The following is an 18,482-nucleotide window of genomic DNA, read 5'->3' as shown; positions in this document are numbered from 1 at the left end:
GCCTGATTGTGGCTGATCGCCGCGACGGCGGTGTGGCAGGGACCGCGGAGGCGGAGGAGGCGGACGATATGACGGCGACTGAGACGTCGGCGAGCGTTCCCAGGGGACGGGACGTCGACGTGGCACCGGGACGGCTCTTCATCGGCGGTGAATGGGTCGAGGCGGCGGACGGCGCCACGCGCGAGATCATCAACCCCGCGACCGGCGCGACCATCACCACGGTCGCCCACGCGGGCGCGGAGGACGCCGCTCGGGCCGCCGCCGCGGCGCGCACCGCCTTCGACGACGGCGGCTGGGCCAACCTCCATCCCCGGGAACGCGGGCGGATCCTGCTACGAGCCTCGGAGATCCTCACCGCCCGCGCGGCGGAGTTCGCCGAGCTCGAGTCCCTGGACGTCGGCAAGCCGGTCATGTTCACCCGGACGGTCGACATCCCCACGGTGATCGAGACCTTCGAGTACTACGGCAACCTCGCCGCAGGGCTGGAGGGCGCCGCCCGGCCCACCACCGTGCCGGCGCTGGCCTACACGCGCCGTGAGCCGATCGGCGTGGTCGCGGCGATCACCCCGTTCAACTTCCCGTTCATCCTGTCCTCGACGAAGATCGCCCCCGCCCTGGCGGCCGGGAACACGATCGTGCACAAGCCCGCCGAGGAGACCCCGCTGACCGCGCTGCGGCTGGCCGAGGTGCTGCGCGACGCGGGCGTGCCCGACGGGGTGTACAACGTGGTGACCGGCGACGCCACCGCCGGGCAGGCGCTGGTGGCCGACCCCCGGGTGGACAAGGTCGCGTTCACCGGCTCGACCGGCGTGGGCCGGCTGGTCGCCCAGCAGGCCGCCCAGAGCCTCAAGAAGGTCACCGTCGAGCTCGGCGGCAAGGGCGCCAACATCATCTTCGCGGACGCCGACCTGGAGGCCGCGATCAACACCGCGGTCGCCGCGTTCGTGTTCAACACCGGGCAGTTCTGCATGTCCGGCAGCCGCCTGCTGGTGGAACGGCCCGTCTACGAGGACGTGGTCGGGGCGCTCGGCCAGGCGTGCGCCCACATCCCCGTCGGTGACCCCTTCGCCGAGGGCACCGTGGTCGGGCCGATGGCCGGTCCCAAGCACCTGGCCAAGGTCCAGTCCTATCTGGATCGTGCCCGGGCCGAGGGCGTGCGCGTCCTCGGGGGCGGGACGGTGCCGGGCGACTCGGGCGGCTTCTTCGTCGCCCCGGCGGTGCTGGCCGACGTGGAGCAGTCCTCGGCGTACATCCAGGAGGAGATCTTCGGCCCGGTGCTGACGGTACAGCCGTTCGACACCGAGGAGGAGGCCGTCCGGCTGGCCAACGACACCCCCTTCGGCCTGGCCGCGGGCCTGCAGACCCGCGACATTGGCCGGGCCCACCGGGTCGCGGCGGCGCTGCGGGCGGGGATCGTCTGGGTCAACGCGTGGGCCGTCCTGGACGTCGCGATGCCGTTCGGCGGCTACAAGCAGTCGGGCTACGGCAGGGAGAACGGGCCTGAGGGGCTCGATGAGTACTTGCAGACCAAGTCCGTCGTGGTCTCGCTCGCATGACGCTCTTCAGGGAAGGGAACGACATGATCACCACCACGGCCGCGATCGTCGAGGAGCCGGGGGCCCCGTTCACCGTGCACGAGGTTTCCGTTGAGGAACCGCGCGCCAGCGAGGTTCTGGTCCGCATGGTCGCCGCCGGGCTCTGCCACACCGACCTCACCGTACGGGCGGGCGGCATCCCGTTCCGGTTGCCCGGCATCCTCGGTCACGAGGGCGCTGGCGTCGTCGAGCAGGTCGGCGCGGGCGTCACCAAGGTCAAGCCGGGCGACAAGGTGCTGCTGAGCTTCACCTCGTGCGGGCACTGCGGGGCCTGCCGCGACGGGCATCCCGCGTACTGCGACACCTGGCTGCCGAGCAACCTGATCAACGGCTCCCGCGACGACGGCAGCTCCACGGTGTACCGCGGCGAGGACCCCGTCGGCGGGCACTTCTTCGGCCAGTCCTCGTTCGCGCGGCACGCCCTCGCCGACGAGCGCAGTGTCGTGCGCGTGGACGACGACGCCCCGCTGGAGATCCTCGCGCCGCTCGGCTGCGGCGTGCAGACCGGCTTCGGCACGGTGTGGAACATCCTCAACCCCGCGCCCGGCTCGACGCTGGCGGTGTTCGGCGCCGGCGCGGTCGGCCTCGCGGCGATCATGGCGGCGAACGAGCTGCCGCTCAAGGCCATCTTCGCGATCGACCGCGTGCCCGACCGGCTGGACCTGGCCACCGAGCTGGGCGCCACCCACACCCTCGACGTGGGCTGGGTCGACACCGCCAAGACGCTGATGGAGCTCACCGGCGGGCGCGGCGTCGACTACACCATCGACACCACCGGCAACCCAGGCGTCCTGCGCACCGCCGTGGACACCCTCGCCGCCCGCGGCACCTGCGCGATCGTCGGCGCCCCGCCCGGCGGCACCGAGGTGTCCCTGGACGTCCAGGGCATGCTCACCGGCAAGAAGGTCGTCGGCGTGACGCTCGGCGACGGCGAGCCCGAGACCCTGCTGCCACAGCTGGTGGACCTGCACCGGCGCGGCCGGCTGCCACTGGAGAAGCTCGTCCGGCACTACCCGCTGGAGGCCCTGGACCAGGCCGCCCACGACATGCACCAAGGCCAGACGATCAAGCCCGTGGTGCGGTTCTAGGACACGCCCAGGCACGCTCGGCGGCGCCTTTCGCCGCTCCGGAGGCCCGCCGAGCGTTGGGGGGAGATGACGCCCCGGCCCTGTGTTCCCCAGGGCCGGGGCGTCGTCATGCCCGCGAGTTGGTCACCTGTCAGGAGATCTTGGAGAGATCGACGAGTAGGTACGAAGTGCTGCGGGCGTAGTAATGGAGACGGCTACCGTCGAGGAGATAGGCGCTTTCACCCCTGCGCAGGCTGACGGTGCCGCCCTTGCCGGTCTCCAAATCGATCAGAGTCTGCTGGGACGTCTCGCTCATGCTTGGCTCAGGATGCATGGTGACGAATCGGTCGAGGGCGGGGCCCCAGGCGGTTCCGTTGAAAATTTGGCCGGAAGAGGGCCGGACGATACGGCGGCCGTCACGCGAGCTGGCCTGGCGTTCGTCGACGCACCAGGTGAGGGCGCAGGTCCAGCGCCTCTTGACCTCCGGGGTGAAGGAGCGGCGTTCGCCGGTGACAAGGTTGCGGATGTCCTTGTAGGCCACCTGAAGGGGGGCGTCATCGGCGAGTGCACTGCCGCCGTCGGAGTAGGCGGGACCGCCCACCCATGGCCACGACACCAACTTCATCCGATCGGTACCGGGGAGCTTCTGCACGGCACCTCCAGCGAGGGCGGCGCGGAAGACCCCGCCCGTGGTGAGGCTCCAGTAGGCGGAATCCCCAGCGAGGGTCAGGTGGGTGACGTCCGCCGCAGGGAAGACCGGGCCGGTGTACAGCCTGGCCGCCGGGCCGCCGGACAGGGGAGCCGTCCAGATCTCCGAGCTGGTCTTGGATTTGCTCAGCCAGCCGACGCGACCGGACCCAACCGTCCAGTCATGCGTCGCGGTCACCTTGGCGGGCTGGACGGGAAAGGCGAGCTTGTGGACGCCGTGAGTCGTCAGGTCGTAGGTGAACAGGGCCGATGCGACGCCGCGGGACCGCCAGGTGGCGATCAGCAGGGTCGTGTCGTTGACATAGTCCAGCGGGGTGAAGCGGGTGCCGTTGGAGAGCTTGGCGGGGATCTGCTTGACCGCGCCTGGCCACTGCTTCTCGATCGGCTTGGACTTGGGTGTGACGACGGCGGGGGTGGTCAGAGACGGGTCTCGGTTGTCCTGGGCGAACTCCTGGATGCCGAAGGTCAGGGCCGCGACGGCCAGCGCCACGGAGGTGGCGGCACCCGTCACCCGGGTGACCCGGCGGCGGCGATGCTTGACTTCCACCCGGCGCGACAGATCGTCCGGGGGACGCGGGGCCCGCTCGGCGTGGCGGGCGAGGGCCCCGGCGAGGGCGTCTTCGAGGTCGTTCATCGCTCGCTCCGTTCGAGAACGTCGGCGGGATCCCAGGCGGCGCGGAGTTTCTCAAGGCCGCGCGAGGCCTGGGAGCGGACCGTTACGCGGGAGATGCCGAGATATGAGGCGATCTCCGCGTCGCTGAGGGCCTCGTAGTAGCGCAGGACGATCACGGCACGCTGCCTGCGGGGCAGCATGCCGAGGGCCTGCCAGAGGGCGTCGTCCAGCGGAACAGGATCTTCGTAGGACCCTTCCGGGACGGCCTCCGTCAGCGTCTCGCGGCGGCGCCTGCGCCACATCGAGATGTGCAGGCGGGCCATCGTGGTCCGCACATAGCCCTCGGGATTGGCCTGGTTCTTCACCCGCGGCCAGGCGCCACGGAGCTTGATCAGCGCGTCCTGGACCAAGTCCGCGGCGTCGTGCGGATTACCGGTGAGCACATAGCCATAGCGCAGAAGCGCCTGCGCGCGGCCGGCCACGAAATTCTCATAGGCCTCGTCCACGTTGGCATCTCTCCCTTCACGACCTGGACGCCGTCAGGGCTGGAACTGTTGCACGGCGACGCAGATACGCGGTCGGAAGGCTGCGCTGGGCAACAGGCGTTCGTCGCGGCGGCACCGAGGATCTGCGTCGACTCGTTAGATCTGGCGTGCCCTCGGTGGGACGCAGCGCATGCAAGCGCGAGGAGTCAGGCGTCTTTCAGGTGGTACTTCATGCCCATGTGTGAGGGGCGGAAGCCGATCTTTTGGTAGAAGCGGATCGAGTCGGGGCGCTGGCGGTCGGTGGTGAGTTGCACCACACGGCAGCCGCGGGCCCGGGCCTGGTCGATGGCCCAACCGATCATGGCCTGGCCGACGCCGTGGCCGCGCTGTTCGGAGGCTACGCGGACGCCCTCGATCTGGGCGCGCTCGCCGCCGGTGTAGGTGAGGCCGGGGATGTAGGTCAGCTGCAGCGTTCCGGCGATGGTGCCGCCGATGACGGCCACGATGAGGGTGTTGTTGGGGTCGTGCTCGATCGCGTCGAAGGCCTTCCAGTACGCGTCGGGAAGATCGCCGGGGGTCTCGCGCGCGGCGCCCAGCGGGTCGTCGGCGAGCAGGCGCACGATCTCGGGGACATCGTCCCTGGTCGCGGGGCGAAAGGTCACTTCACGGTGCACGGGACCAGGTTATCCGGACGTTGTGTAGCAAACGTCACCTTGGCTTGTAGTACTACGGGTTGTAGTACTACGTTATGTGGACAACCACCCCGACTCTCCGCGAGGCGTGTCATGAAAGCCACCAACGAGGAACACTGGACGGACCACGCCATCTGCCGTGGGGCCGACCCGGACCTCTTCTTCCCCATCGGCTACTCGGCCGAAGTGCTCCAAGAGCAGCAGCGCCAGGCCAAAGAGATCTGTGGCAACTGCCCGGTGACCGCCGCCTGCCTGTCCTGGGCCCTGCGAGTCGGGGAGCCGGACGGGATCTGGGGCGGGACGACTCCAGAGGAGCGCCGGCACCTGCGCCGCCGGGCCGACGCCCCGGCGCGGCACCGCCTGCCCGTGATCTCCGTACACGACGACGTCGAAGAGCACGAGCAGGCGGCTTGATCTACGCGGCCTGATTTACCAGGGCACCGCCATCACGTTCACATGGTCGTTGGCCGGGTCGTAGTAGGACATCAGAAGATTGCTCGAGGTGCTGAGTGCCGGGTGGCCGAAGTACGCCCGGCACAGGTCGAGGCCCTGCTGGTCGCCGCACGGCGCCGTGCCGGTACGGGTGACGCTCCAGCCGCCGGTGAGCGAGCTCGAACGCCAGACCCGGAAGTTCCCGCCGATGTCGGTCTGCTCGACGATCACGAAACCCTTGCCGAGGGCGCCGAAGTTCTCGGCGTGGACCGCCAGGGGCTTGGCGCCGGGGAGGATCGACGTCGCGGCGTTGTGGTCGGCTGACCACGCCGACCCCGTCCAGTAGCGGTAGTTGGACCCCGTTCCCCACGAGGACGCGGTCGCGCTCACGCGGGCGAGGGTGACACGGCCGCTCCCGCAGGCACCGAACGCCTGCGAGTCACAGTTGTAGCCGAAGAGGTAAAGGAAGCCGCCAGAGAAGATCGGCGAGCCGAGGATCTTCTGGAACGGCAGCTGCGACGTGGACGAGAAGACCTGCTTCTGGCCGCTCAGCGTGTTGGTCGACGGGTTGTATTCGACCAGGCCATAGCGCTCGGCGGTGATCCCGCCGCCATGGACACAGACGTCGGCGTACGGGATGAGCACCCTGGCGCTGCCGGACGGCTGCGCCGCCACTCCCGACGCCCACGACGCCGGGTAGGACGAGCCCGGCACCTGGCAGTTCGCCCCGTTCGGCAGGACGAGCCCGGTCGGCACGGGCAGCAGGCCGGCGGGTGGACGGTTGCTCGGCGCGTTGATGGGGGCGGTCGGGGTCGGGATCTCGGTCAGCGTGGTGGGGACCTGGCCCGCGGTGTACGGGCCGATGGCCGCCGTGACGCCCAGCCAGAAGCCGGAGGACGTCCCGCTCCACGCCGAGTCGCAGAAGATCCACAGCGCTTGGTTCGTGGTGTTGGGCGCCTTGGTGCTGTAGCCGCAGTCGCGGCTGACGACATTGCCGGCGGCAGCGGTCTCGTAGCGGGACAGGACCTTGGACGGCGGTGGTGCGTCGGCGGCAAGAACTGCTGTCGGCGCCAGCGCGAGGATCGCGGCACCGGCAGCGAACGCGAGTCTGCGGAGAACAGGGGGACGGAGCTTCACGCGGCCTCCCGATGTGGAAGTGAGCTCGCCCACACGGTAAGGCTCGACGATCTTGAAAAGGAGACCTGGAAAAGGCCGGTTCAGGGCAGCAGCGCCACCTTGCCTACAACCCGGCGACTGAGTATGTCGTCCAGCACCTTGCCCGCTGCCTCCAGTGGCTCGGTGCGTGGTGGCACCGGGTCGAGCCGCCCGTTCCGCACGTATCCGAGCAGCTCCTCCAGGAGCGCGCGCTGCTCCAGCGGCTTGGTCGTCGACCACGAACCCCAGTCGACGCCCACCACCGTCCGGTTGCGCAGCAGTACCTGGTTGAGCGGCAGCGACGGGATGGTGCCCGACGCGAAGCCGATGACCAGATAGCGGCCGTTCTCCCGGAGGGCTCGCAGCGCCGGATCCGCCAGCGCGCCGCCGACCGGGTCGTACACGAGGTCGACCCCGCCCTCCGACCATGCCCGCGCGGTGGACTTGAGGTCCTCCGTGGACGTGTCGATCACCGCGTCGGCTCCCGCCGCAAGCGCCGCGTCGCGCTTGCCCTCGGTCGAGGCCCCGGCCAGCACACGTGATCCGAGCGCCTTCGCCACCTGAACCGCCGCCAGCCCGACGCCTCCTCCGGCCCCGAGCACGAGCACGTTCTCGCCCGCCTTCAGCTCTCCTCGCTCACGGAGTGCGAAGAGCGCGGTGCAATGGCTCTGGGTGAACGTGGCGGCCTGTGCAGCATCGAGCTCGTCCGGGATCGGCACCGTCGCAGCCGCGGGCACCACGACCTGACTTGCGAAACCGCCGAGACCGCAGCCGGCCAGCACGCGCGTTCCGATAGCGGGCTCGGTGACGTCCGGTCCGACAGCCATCACCGTGCCCGCCACCTCGGACCCCGGTACGAACGGAAGCGGCGGCTTGATCTGGTACCTGCCCTGGACGAACAGCCCGTCCACGTAGTTGACCCCGGCCGCCTCGACCGCGATGACGACCTGTCCTGGCCCCGCTTCGAGAGCCTTGGTCTCGGATACGACCACCGAACCGAGCTCTTCACACACCACAGCACGCATTGGCCCAATATGGCCGAAACCGAATGCCGTTCGCTACGTCCAAGCAGGTATGAAGGGGAACGTCCCTGGGCACCAACCGGGATGGTCGAACGTTCAACTCTTGACGGCAGCGTCACGATCACGGGCGGCACACATGAGTTATCCGGCGGTCCCCCAACGCAACCGCTCCGAAGGCCTGGCGACCCACGGCGCCCGGGCCGTCTCCGCACTCGCGCTGGTCGGCGCCATGACCGCGGTCATGTGGGTCCTTGAGATCGCCGACTACACCACGAACGGCGCGCTGGACACCTACGGCATCCAGCCCCACGACGTGGACGACCTCCCCGACATCTTCACCGCCCCGTTCATGCACGGCGGGTTCGAGCACCTGGTCGGCAACACCGTCCCGTTCGTCATCCTGGGCTTCCTCGCCGCCGCCCGCGGCATCGGCAAGTTCCTGGCCGCCAACTTGATCATCATCGTCGCCGGCGGTCTCGGTGTCTGGTTCACCAGCTCCGCCAACACCCTCGGCTCCAGCATCCTGATCTTCGGCTACTTCGGCTACCTGCTGGGCCGAGGCCTCTTCGAACGCCGCCTCCTCGACATCGCCATCGCCGTCGGGGTCGTCCTGCTCTACGGCGGCATCATCGTCGGAGTCCTGCCCAGTGACCCCGGCATCTCCTGGCAGGGTCACCTCTTCGGCCTCATCGGCGGCGTCCTGGCCTCCTGGACCCTCCGCCGCCGATCCTCTGCCTCTGACTGACCGTCGGTAACGCCAGGTCAGCTGGGGCGGATGGTGATGTCCGACACCACGGCGTCGCGCGGCATCTCCAGAGCAGCGAGCACACCGCGTGCGACCGACATGGGGTCGGCGAAGTCGGAGGCGTTGTAGGGCTGTCCCTCCTGCGCGCGGACCTTTTGCTGCATCTCGGTGGCAGTCCGGCCCGGGTAGACCGTGGTGACCTGCAGAGCCGTCTCCTCGGCACGCAACGAGTCCGCGAGGGCCCGGAGCCCGAACTTGCTCGCCGCGTACGCGGACCAGTTCGGGTTGGCCTGGAGGCCGGCGGTGGAGTTGACGAAGACGACGTGGCCCTGGGCGGCGCGCAGCGCCGGGAGCAGGATGCGGGTCAGTTCGGCGGCCGAGACCAGGTTGACCATGAGCTGGTCGATCCAGTGGTCGGCATCCTGTTCTGCCACCGGCCCGAGATCGACGACTCCGGCACTGTGGATGACGCCGTCGAGCCGGCCCGGCATGGCGGTCTCGGCCAGGGCGGCCTCCAGGCGCCGTGGCTCGTTCAGGTCGAGGGCGATCGTCTGGATCGTGGCGCGCTCGGGGGTCGAGGTGCGGACCGCGCCCGGTGCGCCGTTGTGGTCCCGGAGGATCACCTGGGTGTGCGCGTGAGCGCCGCTGCCCAGCGCCCTGGTGAGCGTGCCGAGCCGTTCGGGGGAGCGGCCGGTCAGGATCAGGTCATGGCCCCGGTCGCGGAGCAGTTCCGCGACCGACTTGCCGATGCCGCCGGTCGCGCCGGTGATCAGATAGGTGCCCATAGGGCCCCATTCTCGCGGATCTAGGGGATCCAGTGGTCAGTTCGGGCGCAGAACGCGGGTCACCCCGGCGATCAGCGCGGTGGCCAGCACCCAGCCGACCGCGATCAGGGCATAGGCCACCCAGCGGGACCAGCCGACCGGATCGAACGTCTGTTGCTGGCCGAACGTGTCGATCGGGATCAGCAGGTCCAGGGTGTAGACGAACGCGTGGAACGCGGGCTGCTCGGCGGGCTGCTTGATCCCCCGGGGATGCTGGATCGAGAAGACCGTCGTGCCGAGCGCCACCAGGGCGCCGAACCAGGCGAACGCCAGCCATGGGCGGTAGCCGTAGCCCACCGTCCAGTCGAGGAGGAAGTTCCACGCCTTGCCGATCGGATTGAGGGCGCGGCGGCGGGCACGCAACTTGGCCAGCTGGATGCGGCGGGCGAGGTTGTCGTGGCCTATGGCGTGGTACCAGGCGGCGAGCTGCTCGTACGGCTGGAGGTGGAACTGGTTGTCCCGGTCCACCCAGCTGAGGCGGTCCTTGAATTCGCCGCCCTGGAGCCTGTCGTAGACCAGGCCGTTCAGCCAGACCTTCTCGGGATAGATGTCCGGCGAGTCCATCAGCACGCCGACGCGGGAGTCTGAAAGGCTCACCGTTCCCTTGATGCGTTCCTCCGGCCAGAGGATGAACTCGTCCACATGCATATGGCTGGCGTGCACCGCCATGCGCTCGGGATCACACGAGTCGAGGAACCCACGGGAGAACGAGAGCGTCCCGTTCACCCGTAGGCCGCGCAAGCGCATGGTGCCCTCGGCGCGGAACCCGCGGCTGAACTCGGCGGCGTCGTCGACGATCATGTTCTGGCCGTCGAGGGCGATGCGGCCGGGGTTGCGCAGGATCGCGCGCTCCATGAAGAGGCCGCCGCTCATCCGCGCGCCGACGAGCCGGACCCCGCCGGTGATCTCGGCGTCCCGGGCGAAGCAGCCGACGTCGACCACCAGCCCGCCGCTGAACAGCGCCCACTTCGCCGGATCGGTCTCGGTGATCTTCGTGCCGTTCATCCGGAGGCCGCCGGTGAGCTGCGCGCGCGGCAGCCTGACCTGCCCCTCGATCACCGACCGGGACAGGCTGAGGTAGCCGTCCGCGTGCAGCCCGCCGCCGTCGAAGCCCGGCATCCGGCAGTCCGAGAACCGCAGCTGGCGGGTCGTGCAGTTGGAGAACTTCGGCGCCTCCAGCAGCCGGCAGAACTCCAGCCGCAGCTCGTGCTCCACCGTCCCGCCGGACACGTCGATCCGGCCCATGACGTACGCGCCGCGCAGCCGCACCGCCGACACGAAACCCTCACGCGTCTCGGCCGCGCCCAGCAGCAGCTGGGTGATGATCTCGGCGCGGACGATGCGGTCAGGGTCAGGCCCGGCGGGGGTGTCGTCGCCGAGGACGACCTCGGCTCCCGTCGGGAAGGCACGCCAGAGCCGGCGTTCGGTCGCGCTCAATCCGGGGGGTTCGGCCACGGACTCACTTTCTACGGTGGATCCCCTCCGCGATCAAGTGCGCGGGTCGAGTGCCGGTCGAGTGCGCCGGAGTCGCGCGTTGAGTGCGCCGGTGCGATCGGCCTAGAAGAACCCCCGCCGGCGGCCCGCCTGCTGCAGGAAGCCGTCGAGCTGCTGCTCCCAGTTGGTGTGCTCCACGGTGGCGTAGTCCACGGTGAAGCGGGCGAACGCGTCGTGGCTCTCGGTGACGAAGCCGCCGCGCTTGTCGAGCTCCAGCACGACCTCCATCGAGGTGGGGTAGGAGACGAACGTCACCTCAAGCTGCTTGATGCCGCGCGCGTACTGCTGCGGCGGGTAGAACTCGATCTCCTGGTAGAACGGCAGCTCCTGGTGGACACCCCAGATGCGGCCCTTCTCGCAGTCGGCGTTGCGGAACTGGAAGCCGAGGTTGGCGAACGCCGCCAGGACGCGCTCCTGCGCGGGCAGCGGGTGCACCGAGATCGGGTCCAGGTCGGTCGCGTCGACCGCCCGCGCCACTTCGAGCTCGGTGGCGAGGCCGACGGTGGTGCCGCGCAGCGAGCGTCCGTAGAAGTGCGTGAGCGGCGCCTCCCACGGGATGGGGAACTGGAACGGCACGGTGTGCCGGGCGCCGTCGTCCAGCCGGAAGCTGCCCGCGATCGGCAGCTTGGCGTACTCCAGGTTGGAGGTGTACTCGTTGTCGCCGGACTCGACCTCGACGCGGGTCTTCAGAGCCAGGTTGACCGCGATGATGTCGGAGTCGTGCTTGCCGCCGAGGATGGTGACCTCTCCGGTGATGGTGCCACCCGGCGTGGTGTTGGGGTTGTGCAGGACGGTCTCGATCTCGGGACCGCCGACGCCGGCCGCCTGCATGAGCTTCTTGAAGACCATGTGGATTCCCCTCCCGTGATGGGCGCGATGACGGGCGTGATCACGCCCTCGTCCACTAGACGCCCGTACGGGAGGTTACGTTCCCGCAGGTGCCCGGCGCATTAGGATCGCCCCGCCTGCCCCGGTCCGGTAGCGGACAAGGGCGAGGCGGGGCGCTTCTTTGGAGTCGCCTCAGTGGATCCGGCCTCAGGCGCGGCCCAGGGCTCGGTATTCCCAGCCTGCTTCCCGCCACTGCGTCGCGTCCAGCGCGTGCCGGCCGTCCACGATGCGCTTGTGCTTGACGACCATGGCCAGGGCGTCGGGGGCGATCTCGCGGAAGTCGGCCCATTCGGTGAGGAGCACGACGACGTCGGCGTCCTGGGCGACGTCGAGCGCGCTCGCCCCGTACCGCAGCTCCGGGAAGGCGCGGCGGGCGTTGTCGAGCGCGGCCGGGTCGTAGACGCGCACGCGCCCGCCCAGCCCGTGCATCGTGCGTGCCACGTCCAGCGCGGGCGCGTCGCGGATGTCGTCGGAGTTGGGCTTGAACGCGGCGCCCCAGCAGGCGATCCGGGCACCGGAGATCTTCCCGCCGAGCACCTCGCGCACCAGGTCGACCGTGCGGGCCCGGCGCCGCCGGTTGATGTCGTCGACCTCGCGCAGGAACGCGACCGCCTGGCCCACGCCGAGCTCCTCGGCGCGGTGGGCGAACGCCCGGATGTCCTTGGGCAGGCAGCCACCGCCGAAACCGAGGCCGGGCTTGAGGAACTTGCCGCCGATGCGGTCGTCCAGCGCGAGCGAGTCGGCCAGGTCCTTGATGTCGGCGCCGACCGCCTCGCATACCTCCGCCATCGCGTTGATGTAGGAGATCTTGGTGGCGAGGAACGAGTTGGCCGCCACCTTGACCAGCTCCGCGGTGGCCAGGTCGGTCCGTACGACCGGGGTGCCCAGCTCCAGGATCGGCTTGAACGCGGCGTACAGCCGTTCCTCCGCCCATGCGGAGGCGACGCCGAAGACCAGCCGGTCGGGCCGCATCGTGTCGTCGACGGCGAAGCCCTCGCGCAGGAACTCGGGGTTCCAGGCGAGCTCCACCTCCGTCCCGGCGGGAGCCAGCTCCTGCAGGACGTCGGTCATCCGGGCGGCGGTGCCGACCGGGACGGTGGACTTGCCGACGACGAGGGTGCGGCGGTTCAGATGCGGTGCCAGGGACCGGACCGCGGCGTCCACGTACGTGAGGTCCGCCGCGTCCGAGCCGGGCTGCTGCGGGGTGCCCACGCACACGAAGTGCACGTCGCCGAACTCACCGGCCTCGGCGAACGAGGTGGTGAAACGCAGCCGTCCCGATTCGAGGGCCTTGGCGAGCAGTTCGGGCAGGCCCGGCTCGAAGAACGGGACCTCACCGGAGGCGAGTCTGGCGATCTTCCGTTCGTCCACGTCCACGCCGAGGACATTGAAGCCGAGCACGGCCATGCAGATCGCGTGGGTGGCACCGAGATAGCCGGTGCCGATCACGGTGAGGCGCGGGGCCTCGTTCTGCGGGGGAGTTTCGTTCATGAGCACGTGCCCTTCTTGGTCAGCCGGCCACCCCGGACCTCGTTGTCACAGGCGATCTTGTTGCCGCCCGCGGTGTCGTTGATGCCGACGCCCTTGCCGCCGGCGAGATCGATCGAGTTGTTGCGGAACGTGTTGCCGGTGCCCCAGCCGTCGACGATCTCGTGGGTCTGGAAGCCGTCCATCGGGGTGCCGACGCCCTTGTTGCCCTCGATGACGTAGCCGTTGCCCTTGACGTCGATCCACGAGTCGTTGTGCTTGCTGCCGCCGGTCTTCGAGCCGTCGAAGACGTTGCCGACGATGCGGCCGCCGGTGGTGCCCTCTTTGATGTCGATCGCCTCGGCGGTGGCCCGGATCACGTTGCCGCGGACCAGGTTGCGGTCGCTCTTGTCGACCTTGCCGCCGGAGAACTGCCCCCAGTTGGACTCGGCGGTGCCCAGGTAGACGCCCTCGCCGAACTTCTCGCGGCGCAGGCCGGTGTTGTAGATCTTGTTGTACTGGACCGTGTTGCCGGTGGAGAAGTTGCGCAGGTGGATCGCCTCGTCCCCGATCTCGTGGACGGTCAGGCCCTGGATGATCGACCCGTTGCTGGTATCGGCCATCACACCCTTCTGGCTGTTGCGCACGGTGAACCCGACCAGCCGCCAGTGGTTTGCCTGATTGAGGTGGAACGCGTAACCCTTCTTGATCCCGCCGCCGTCGAGCACCGCGTCCTGGCCGCCGCACAGGAAGATGGGCTTGGCCGCGTTACCGGAGGTCCGGGCCACGAACTTGCCCTCGTAGGTGCCCGCGTTCATCTTGATGACGTCGCCGGGCTGCGCCGAGCTCAACGCCTGCTGCAACTCTTTGGCGTCGCCGACGGTCTTGGTGGGGCCGGGGCAGGCGATCTTGTCCGGACCGCTTGGCGCCGAGAGGGTGAACGGTTGACCGGCCGGCGCGCCACCGCCACCGTCTCCGTCGCCGCCATCCCCGCCGTCCCCGTCCCCGCCGCCGCCCTTTGTGATCTCGGGCGCTGCCCCCGGCGAGCCGCCGGTACCGGTCGTCCCGTTGCCTGCGGCGTTGCCGGACTTCCCGTCGTCGCCGTCCAGGCCGGCCACGAAGAGCGCGAGAACGGCCATGAGCGCCGCGCCGACCACCAGCCCGACGATGAACTTCAGATCGAGCTTGGACTTCATCTCTGGATCACTCCTTGGCGTTCCAGCCGGCGTACGGGGCGTTCCTCGATCTTCGTCTGCTGCGCGTAGGGGTGGACGCCCCGGCGGCCGATGCGGAGCCCGGTGGTGGCCCGCGACCGGTACATCGAAATGCCCACGAGCAGGAAGACGCTGAACCAGATGACGTTCATCGGCTTGAACACACGCTTCACCCACGTCCAGAAGCCCGCGGTCTTGTGCCATCCGGCGACGTTGTTGTTGACGTTGGTGTAGCCGCCCTTGGCGAGGTCCACGTCCATCACGCTCAGGCCCGAACCGCTCAGTGTGTTGCCGGTGATCCGCGTTCCGGCGACGTTCCCCTTGAGCGTGAGCCCATGCCGGTGCGCCGACTGTACGGTGTTGCCGCTGATGGTGGCGACGGCGTCCCGCAGGGACAGGGCGGTCTGGGCACCGTTGATGATGTTGCCGGAGACCGAGCCGCCGCTGACACCGTCGCGCAGCACGATGCCCTGCCGCTGCGGCCGGTCGATCTGGTTGCCGATGAGCTGGACCCGGACGGCACGGTCCCAGACCACGATGCCCATGTCGCCGCCGCTGATCCGGCTGTTCTGCACCTGGACGGTGTCGCCGCCGAGGATCTCCACCCCGTTCCGCCGGTTGTTCTTGATCGTCGCGCCGCTCACCACGTTGTGGCCGAACGCCGTGATCGTCTCGCCGGAGGCGGAGGGGCCGTCCGCCAGCGGCTGGCCGTTCAGGGTGAACCCGTTGCCGCCGTTGCCGCTTGAGGTGCAGTTGGTGACGCGCACACCCTCGGTGCCGCGCGACAACACGAAGCCGTCGCCCCGGCTGCGCGTGACCGTGGTGTTCTCGATGACCGCGTTCTTGGCGAACCGGTGCAGCAACACGCCGTGCACCAGGCTGCCGGTGATCGAGACATTGGTGATCTGCGCCTGGTTGGAGGCGGTGACGAAGATCCCGTACGCGTTGCCCGAGACCGTGGTGTGGTCGATCGTGCCCGTGACGAGGGTGGCCGCGGGCACGTAGAACCCGGTGGCTCGGGCCTTGGCCGCGCCCGCCGGAGTGACCTCGATCTCCTCGCGGCCGCCCGTCGTGGTGTCGTTCTCCCCGTTCGGCAGCCGGATGCCGCTGCGGACGTCGCCTGTGCCGGGCAACTGCTCGGCCGCCGTGTCGGCCCGGTCGGAGCCGGTGAGCGCGATGCCGCCGGTCCGCCCGCTCCAGAAGCCGAGGTCGGAGATCTGGGCGTACTTCATGGTGAACTCGCCGCCGATCGCGCGCACGTACGCCCGCCCGTCGGCGACCTGTGTGTCGGGCTTGCGGGTCCCGTTGTTCCAACTGGTGAAGCGGACCGGGTTCTGCGCCGACCCGTTGATCCGCACACTGCCGCCCGCGCTGACGATCGAGACGAACGAGCCCGGGATGCTGCGCATCCGGATGGTCAGCGGCCCGGAGGCGCTCTGCAGGATCAGCTTGCCCCCGCCCGCCAGGAAGATGTTGACCCCCAGCAGGTAGGAGCCGTCGCTCTGGCGCTGGAAGTCTGGCCCTGCCAGCCGCACCAGCTCCTGGACGTAGTAGGGCTGGCGACGCTGGGGCAGCACAAGCGTCCGCCCATTGGCGGAGCTGAGGATCCTCGGCTGACGGGCTTGGGCGGCCTGTGAACCGCCCGCCGCCAAGTCAGAGTCCTGCTTGGCGCGGATCTGCATGACCCGCATGTCCTCGGCGTCGACGAGCGTCGCCTGCTGGTGCGCCGCCTCGGGTGCCACGTCGTTGACCGCGGGCAGGTCGGGCGTGTGCTCGGCGAAGTACTGCTGGTAGGTGTACGTGCCGCCGCCCGCCAGACCGAGGACGAGCACGGTCGTCAGGACCTTGCCCTTGCGTCGCTTCCTGGGTGGCGCCTCGTCCAGCGACGGTGCTGCCGGTGCCGACGGTGCTTTTGGGTGAGCCGGATCCCCCGAGCGCTCTTTCATTAAGCCCCTTCTCCTTCGGGGCGGGGGGCGCTCTGCTGTGTCGCGGCGCGGACTAGATCCGATCCGTTCAGGCCGAGCATGTCGGGCAAGTGGTGATGGGAGCTGGGCATCGGATGGGAACCCGGCATCGGATGGGAGCCGGGTAGCGGATGGGAGCCGTGCAGACGGTGGGAGACCGCCTGTGCGGGCTTGGCGGCGGCCTCGACGCGGCGGGGCAACCTGAACGCCGGCCGTTCTTCCAGCGGGCGCTGGAGTTCGTACGGGTGAGCGCTGGTGCGCCGGATGTGGAGACCTCTGCCGCCCCGGGCCCGGAGCATCGAGAGGACGACGAGCGCGAAGACGGCGAACCAGATGAGGTTCATGGGCTTGGCGTAACGCTTGGCCTTGGTCCACAACGAGGCCGTGTCGTTCCACCCCTCGGTGTTGTTGTCGACTCGGTTCACCTTGCCGTGGGCACGTGAGTCGCTCACGGCGCTGGTGCCGGAACCGCTGAGGGTGTTGTTGCGCACCTGCGAGCCCTTGGCGTCGCCGACCAGCGTGATGCCGTGCGCGCTCGCGCCCTGCACCACGTTGCCCACGAGCGTTCCGCTGGCGTTGCGCAGGTAGATGCCGGTGCGCGCGCCGATCACGGTGTTGCCCGCCAGGCTGGCGTCGCGGACGCCGTCGCGCAGGGCGATGCCCTGCTCGCTCTGCTTGAGCAGCCGGTTGCCGGAGATCTGGACGCCGAACGCGCCGTCCCGGACGACGATGCCCATCGCGCCACCGATGATCCTGCTGTTCTGCACGGCGAGCTTGTCGCCGCCCAGCAGCTCGACGCCATGGCGGCCGTTGTCCTTGGCCAGGCTGTTGTTGATCGAGCTGTCGCCGAAGCGCTCCAGCGACTCGCCCGAGGCCGAGGGCCCGTCGGCGAGGGCCTGGCCGTTGACCGTGAAGCCGTTGCCCGTGTTGCGTTCGGCGGTGCAGTCGGTGACCCGGATCTTCTCGGTGGCGCGCGACAACACGAAGCCGTCGCCGCCGCTGCCGGTCACCGTGGTGTTGTGGACGTTGGCGTTCTTGGTGAACCGGTGCAGGACCAGCCCGTCGACCAGGCTGTTCTCGATCTTGTTGTGGGTGATCTGTGGCTGGTTGGAGCCCGAGACGAAGAGCCCGAACGCGTTGCCGCTGATGGTGCTGTGATCGACGGCCCCGGTGACCAGGTCGGCGGCCGGATAGTGGGTGGCCGTGCCGCGGGGCTGCTCGGTTTCGAGATCGCCCGGTCCGCCGCCACTCGGCGTGCCTTCCTTGTTCTTCTGCAGCCGGCGTTGCTTGGCCGCGTGCCGTTGCTCCTTGCTCAGCCGCTTGACGACGCTGGCGGGGCGGTCTGTCCCCGTCAGGGCGATGCCTCCGGTGCGGCCGGAGTAGAAGCCGAGGTGCGACACCGCGGCGTACTTCATCTTGAAGTCACCGCCGACCGCACGGAGGTAGGCGCGGCCATCGGACACCTCGGTGTCGGGCCGGCGGAGCCGCGGGTTCCAGCTGGTGATCTTGACCGGCTGCCGCGCGGTGCCTTCGACCTTGATGCTGCCGCCGAAGCTGACGATCGAGCTGAACGCCCCTGGCAGGCTGCCCATCCGGATGGCAAGAGGCCCCGAGGGATTGTGGAGAAGCAACTCGGCTCCGTCGGCGACGAAGACGTGCACGCCCAGCAGGTACGAGCCGTCTGCCAGCTTCCGGAAGTACTTGCCGCCGTATTTCTCCAGATCGGCCACCGTGTAGGCCTTGCCGCTGACGGACGGCGGAAGGACCAGGGTCTTGCCGTGGGCGGAGCCGAACAGCTGCGGCCGCTTCCACTGCGCAGTCGCGTTGCCGCCGATCTGCAGGATCGCCGCGAGGACGGACCGGGTCTGCATGATCCGCTGGTCTTCTTGATCGACCAGCGCCGCCTGCTTCGCGTGGTCGTTCCGCGGCGCGATCTGCGCGTCGGCCGGCGCGTTGGTCCGCGAGTCAATCTGCGAGTCGGTCTGTGGGGCGGTCTGCGCGTCGGCCGAGGCAGGGCCCGCCAGCAGTCCAGCGCCGAGAGCCGACGCCAGTCCCAGCGCCGGGCCCAGCCTCAGCCAGCGGCGCGCGGAGCCGCTCAGCAAGTCGTGCGTGCCCAC

Annotated in this window: 16 protein-coding genes; 4 read left to right on the top strand and 12 right to left on the bottom strand. The window is 69.5% G+C overall.

Going from position 1 to position 18,482, the window contains the following annotated elements; all coding sequences use genetic code 11:
- Nucleotides 1-68: 68 nt before the first annotated feature.
- Both ACH34W_RS28670 and ACH34W_RS28665 read left to right on the top strand, forming a co-directional pair.
- Nucleotides 69-1,556 (top strand): aldehyde dehydrogenase family protein, encoded by a 1,488-nt coding sequence (locus ACH34W_RS28670; protein ID WP_395964197.1) that lies wholly within the window; start codon nt 69-71, stop codon nt 1,554-1,556.
- Nucleotides 1,553-2,683, top strand: coding sequence for an NAD(P)-dependent alcohol dehydrogenase (locus ACH34W_RS28665; protein WP_395964196.1), 1,131 nt, complete (start codon nt 1,553-1,555; stop codon nt 2,681-2,683). Before ACH34W_RS28670 ends, ACH34W_RS28665 begins: the two co-directional genes overlap by 4 nt.
- A 130-nt stretch (nt 2,684-2,813) precedes the next feature.
- Here ACH34W_RS28665 and ACH34W_RS28660 read toward each other — a convergent pair whose 3' ends face one another.
- The 3 genes from ACH34W_RS28660 to ACH34W_RS28650 all read right to left on the bottom strand — a co-directional run bounded on the left by ACH34W_RS28660 (nt 2,814) and on the right by ACH34W_RS28650 (nt 5,130).
- The gene (locus ACH34W_RS28660; RefSeq protein WP_395964195.1) at nt 2,814-4,004 is read right to left on the bottom strand and encodes a hypothetical protein; all 1,191 of its coding nucleotides are present in this window, start codon (nt 4,002-4,004) and stop codon (nt 2,814-2,816) included.
- Complete coding sequence (locus ACH34W_RS28655; protein WP_395964194.1) at nt 4,001-4,489, bottom strand: SigE family RNA polymerase sigma factor; 489 nt, start codon at nt 4,487-4,489, stop codon at nt 4,001-4,003. The genes ACH34W_RS28660 and ACH34W_RS28655 overlap by 4 nt, the downstream gene beginning before the upstream one ends.
- A 185-nt stretch (nt 4,490-4,674) precedes the next feature.
- The gene (locus tag ACH34W_RS28650; protein WP_395964257.1) at nt 4,675-5,130 is read right to left on the bottom strand and encodes a GNAT family N-acetyltransferase; all 456 of its coding nucleotides are present in this window, start codon (nt 5,128-5,130) and stop codon (nt 4,675-4,677) included.
- 123 nt (nt 5,131-5,253) lie between these two features.
- Between ACH34W_RS28650 and ACH34W_RS28645 the strand changes: the two genes are divergently transcribed.
- Nucleotides 5,254-5,574: a WhiB family transcriptional regulator gene (locus ACH34W_RS28645; RefSeq protein WP_395964193.1), complete on the top strand. Its 321-nt coding sequence runs from the start codon at nt 5,254-5,256 to the stop codon at nt 5,572-5,574.
- A 15-nt stretch (nt 5,575-5,589) separates the two neighbouring features.
- Here ACH34W_RS28645 and ACH34W_RS28640 read toward each other — a convergent pair whose 3' ends face one another.
- Together ACH34W_RS28640 and ACH34W_RS28635 are read right to left on the bottom strand one after the other, a co-directional pair.
- Complete coding sequence (locus ACH34W_RS28640; protein WP_395964192.1) at nt 5,590-6,729, bottom strand: hypothetical protein; 1,140 nt, start codon at nt 6,727-6,729, stop codon at nt 5,590-5,592.
- Nucleotides 6,730-6,809: 80 nt separating this feature from the next.
- A complete protein-coding gene (locus tag ACH34W_RS28635) occupies nt 6,810-7,772 on the bottom strand; it encodes an NADPH:quinone oxidoreductase family protein (RefSeq protein ID WP_395964191.1) in 963 nt (320 codons plus the stop codon).
- A gap of 133 nt (nt 7,773-7,905) precedes the next feature.
- On the opposite strand from ACH34W_RS28635, the gene ACH34W_RS28630 reads away from it, so the two are divergent.
- Nucleotides 7,906-8,514, top strand: a complete 609-nt coding sequence (locus ACH34W_RS28630) for a rhomboid family intramembrane serine protease (RefSeq protein WP_395964190.1) — start codon at nt 7,906-7,908, stop codon at nt 8,512-8,514.
- Nucleotides 8,515-8,531: 17 nt separating this feature from the next.
- Here the strand turns inward: ACH34W_RS28630 and ACH34W_RS28625 are convergent, their stop codons facing one another.
- The 7 genes from ACH34W_RS28625 to ACH34W_RS28595 all read right to left on the bottom strand — a co-directional run bounded on the left by ACH34W_RS28625 (nt 8,532) and on the right by ACH34W_RS28595 (nt 18,482).
- The gene (locus tag ACH34W_RS28625) at nt 8,532-9,299 is read right to left on the bottom strand and encodes an SDR family oxidoreductase (RefSeq protein ID WP_395964189.1); all 768 of its coding nucleotides are present in this window, start codon (nt 9,297-9,299) and stop codon (nt 8,532-8,534) included.
- Nucleotides 9,300-9,335: 36 nt separating this feature from the next.
- Complete coding sequence (locus ACH34W_RS28620; RefSeq protein WP_395964188.1) at nt 9,336-10,793, bottom strand: hypothetical protein; 1,458 nt, start codon at nt 10,791-10,793, stop codon at nt 9,336-9,338.
- 102 nt (nt 10,794-10,895) lie between these two features.
- Nucleotides 10,896-11,681: a sporulation protein gene (locus ACH34W_RS28615; RefSeq protein ID WP_395964187.1), complete on the bottom strand. Its 786-nt coding sequence runs from the start codon at nt 11,679-11,681 to the stop codon at nt 10,896-10,898.
- A 186-nt stretch (nt 11,682-11,867) separates the two neighbouring features.
- Nucleotides 11,868-13,211, bottom strand: a complete 1,344-nt coding sequence (locus ACH34W_RS28610; protein WP_395964186.1) for a UDP-glucose dehydrogenase family protein — start codon at nt 13,209-13,211, stop codon at nt 11,868-11,870.
- Nucleotides 13,208-14,383, bottom strand: a complete 1,176-nt coding sequence (locus ACH34W_RS28605; RefSeq protein WP_395964185.1) for a nitrous oxide reductase family maturation protein NosD — start codon at nt 14,381-14,383, stop codon at nt 13,208-13,210. The genes ACH34W_RS28610 and ACH34W_RS28605 overlap by 4 nt, the downstream gene beginning before the upstream one ends.
- A complete protein-coding gene (locus ACH34W_RS28600; RefSeq protein WP_395964184.1) occupies nt 14,380-16,347 on the bottom strand; it encodes a right-handed parallel beta-helix repeat-containing protein in 1,968 nt (655 codons plus the stop codon). The genes ACH34W_RS28605 and ACH34W_RS28600 overlap by 4 nt, the downstream gene beginning before the upstream one ends.
- Complete coding sequence (locus ACH34W_RS28595) at nt 16,347-18,482, bottom strand: right-handed parallel beta-helix repeat-containing protein (protein ID WP_395964183.1); 2,136 nt, start codon at nt 18,480-18,482, stop codon at nt 16,347-16,349. Before ACH34W_RS28595 ends, ACH34W_RS28600 begins: the two co-directional genes overlap by 1 nt.

It is taken from the genome of Actinomadura sp. 6N118, assembly GCF_044326415.1.
Taxonomy (GTDB): Bacteria; Actinomycetota; Actinomycetes; order Streptosporangiales; family Streptosporangiaceae; genus Spirillospora.
The sequence above is the reverse complement of the archived record's forward strand: the minus strand, read 5'-3'. Positions and strand labels throughout refer to the sequence as shown.